4 protein-coding genes are annotated in these 2,587 nt (G+C 63.2%); 1 reads left to right on the top strand and 3 read right to left on the bottom strand.

Going from position 1 to position 2,587, the window contains the following annotated elements:
- The 3 genes from ABYB95_RS21245 to ABYB95_RS21255 all read right to left on the bottom strand — a co-directional run.
- On the bottom strand, positions 1–715 hold a 715-nt coding region (locus tag ABYB95_RS21245), incomplete at its 3' end, for a HipA N-terminal domain-containing protein (RefSeq protein WP_372661607.1).
- Positions 712–966, bottom strand: coding sequence for a helix-turn-helix domain-containing protein (locus ABYB95_RS21250; RefSeq protein ID WP_066087346.1), 255 nt, complete (start codon positions 964–966; stop codon positions 712–714). The genes ABYB95_RS21245 and ABYB95_RS21250, both read right to left, overlap by 4 nt.
- Positions 967–1,143: 177 nt before the next feature.
- Positions 1,144–1,803 (bottom strand): DsbA family oxidoreductase, encoded by a 660-nt coding sequence (locus ABYB95_RS21255; protein WP_372661611.1) that lies wholly within the window; start codon positions 1,801–1,803, stop codon positions 1,144–1,146.
- A gap of 117 nt (positions 1,804–1,920) precedes the next feature.
- On the opposite strand from ABYB95_RS21255, the gene aroE reads away from it, so the two are divergent.
- Positions 1,921–2,587 (top strand): shikimate dehydrogenase (gene aroE, locus ABYB95_RS21260; RefSeq protein WP_372661615.1); only part of this gene is annotated, 667 nt, incomplete at its 3' end.

Below are 2,587 nucleotides of genomic sequence, written 5' to 3' on the forward strand. Positions count from 1 at the left end.
CCACCAGCGCCTGGCCATCGTCTGACACGTCGGTTTTGGCGGTGGGCATCACGCGGCTGGCCACCTGCATGCACAGGTGTTCGTTCAAGGCCACGAAAGGCAGCTGGGCGCTGGAGCCTTTGATGATGTGGCGGTGGGTCAAAAGGCTGGCTTTGCGGTGCTTCGCCAGGGCTTCGACAGGCTCAGCCCGAACGGAGGTGGGCTCAGCCCGAACGAAGGTTCGCTCAAGCCGAACGGATTCGGTTTCGAGTTGCGCATCCAGAAACTTGGGCACCACACCCGATACGCCGCTGGTGGCGTGTTCGCGCACCAAGGCGGCGAAGGCGGCTTCCGAGTTGTCGCCTTTCAGCAGCGCGGCCACTTCAACCGGCTTGGCGGGTTCGCTGAGTTCGGCGCCGGGTGCGGCCACTTGCACACGGCCCACCATGTTGCGCCCGATGACCGACAGCAGGGCGATCGGGCTGGCGCCGATGTGCGGGCCAAACTGCTCTTGAATCACCTGGAGCAAATAGCCTTCGGGCAGGTTCATTTGCAAAACCGGGGGGAGCTGGTCGTCCCACACGTAGCTTTCTGTGCGTACCGGCATGGTGAGCGAGACGAAATCGTCTGGCGCGGTATCGACGGTGTTGGCGTTGTAGGTGAGCACGCTCTTGAAGTCGCCCGACTGCTCCAGCGTGGCCACGTTGCGGCCCAGAACGTAGACCGAGAGCTTCATGCCTGGTTGCGCTCCTGCCTCAGCTCGTCGAGCGTGCCGGATTGGCCCGAGCGGATGACGTTGAGCTCCATGCCCAACACCGCGAGCACGGCCAGGAGCTTGCGCGAGCCGAACTCGGCGCTGCGGCCCCGCTCAAAGCGGGACAAGGACTCGGGGGTGATACCGGCTTGCTCTGCCACCGCCTGCTGGCGCAGGCCCAAGGCCTTGCGGCGTTCGGCAACAGCTTCGCCCAGTTCTTGAAGGGTTTGCACTTGATAACTATATCAACTAATCTACAAAAATAGAAATAATTGACGTAAATATCAACAAATGGGCAAACCCATCTTGGTTGACTTTGGATGCTTCGCTCGAAAGCGAAGCCAGAAGCACGTGCCTTGTTCTGAGCCGCAAACTGCCTCCAGAGAAGAGGCCAGACGCTGCGGCTCTTGTTAAACCGCGTCTGCCGCGATCTGCCGAAGCGCCTGCTCGAACACCGCAGCCGGTTGCCCACCCGAAATCAGGTGCTTGTCGTTGATGATGATGGCGGGCACCGAGCGGATGCCGGCGCTGGCGTAGAACTGCTGGCGCTCGCGCACCTCTGCGGTGAATTCACCGCTGGCCAAAATGGCTTCTGCGCGGGCACGGTCCAGGCCCACGGATTCGGCGATGTCGGCCAGAACCGCATGGGACGACATGTTTTCCGCGCGGCCATGGCAGGCCTTGAGCAGCGCCTTTTTCAACGCGGGCTGCTGTCCGCTTGCACCCTCCACTTCGGCCCAGTGCAGCAGGCGGTGGGCATCGAAGGTGTTCCACACGCGGCCACGGCCTTCGCGCTTGAACTCAAAACCCACCTCTTCGCCCCGCTGGCGGATGGTTTCGCGGATCTGGGCTTGTTGCTCGGGCGTGGAGCCGTATTTTTCGGTCAGGTGTTCACCGGCGTCCTGGCCCTCGGCGGCCATGTGCGGGTTGAGCTCGAACGGCTGGAAGTGGATATCGGCCGACACCTCGCCTTGCAGCTTGGCCAGCGCCTGCTCCAGAGCACCCAGGCCCACGGCGCACCAGGGGCAGGTCACATCGGAGACGAAATCGATTTTGAGTGAAGAAGTCATGCGCCAATGGTATGTCCGCCCGTCCTGTGTGCGGGCCGTGCCCGCCACAAAACCCGTGGCCCCATATGGCCTTGGGCGACAATGACCACTCCCCGTCCGTTTCAACGCTACCCACCCATGCCCGACCGCTACGCCGTTCTCGGCCACCCCATTGCCCACAGCAAATCGCCGCTGATCCACAGCCTGTTCGCTGCCGCCACGGGCCAAAACCTGGAATACACCGCCATCGAAGCGCCGTTGGACGCCTTTGCGGCCACGGTACAAACGTTCCGCGCGCAAGGCGGGCTCGGTGCGAACGTGACGCTGCCCTTCAAGCTGCAGGCCTTTGAGCTCGCCACCGATCCGGCAGAAGGAGCGCGCCTGGCGGGCGCAGCCAATGCCTTGAAGTTCGATGGCGAGCGCATCTGGGCGGAAAATTTCGACGGTGTGGGTCTGGTCAACGACATCCAGCGCAATCTGGGCACGGCCATCGCCGGCAAACGCGTGTTGATCTGCGGCGCAGGCGGCGCCACGCGCGGGGCCATTCTGCCGATCGCCGCGCAAAAGCCGGCACTGATGGCGATTGCCAACCGCAGTGCCGACAAGGCGCATCTGCTGCGCCACGACTTCTCGGCGCATGCCCGCTTGCAGACCGGTGGTTACGAAGACTTGCAGGACGAGCGTTTTGACATCGTGATCAACGCCACCTCCACCGGACTGTCGCAAGCGGAGCTGCCGATCGAAACCCGCGTATTTGCCCCCGGCGCGCTGGCCTACGAGATGGTCTACGGCAAGGGACTCACGC

The organism is Hydrogenophaga sp. (assembly GCF_041633695.1).
Taxonomy (GTDB): domain Bacteria; phylum Pseudomonadota; class Gammaproteobacteria; order Burkholderiales; family Burkholderiaceae_C; genus Hydrogenophaga.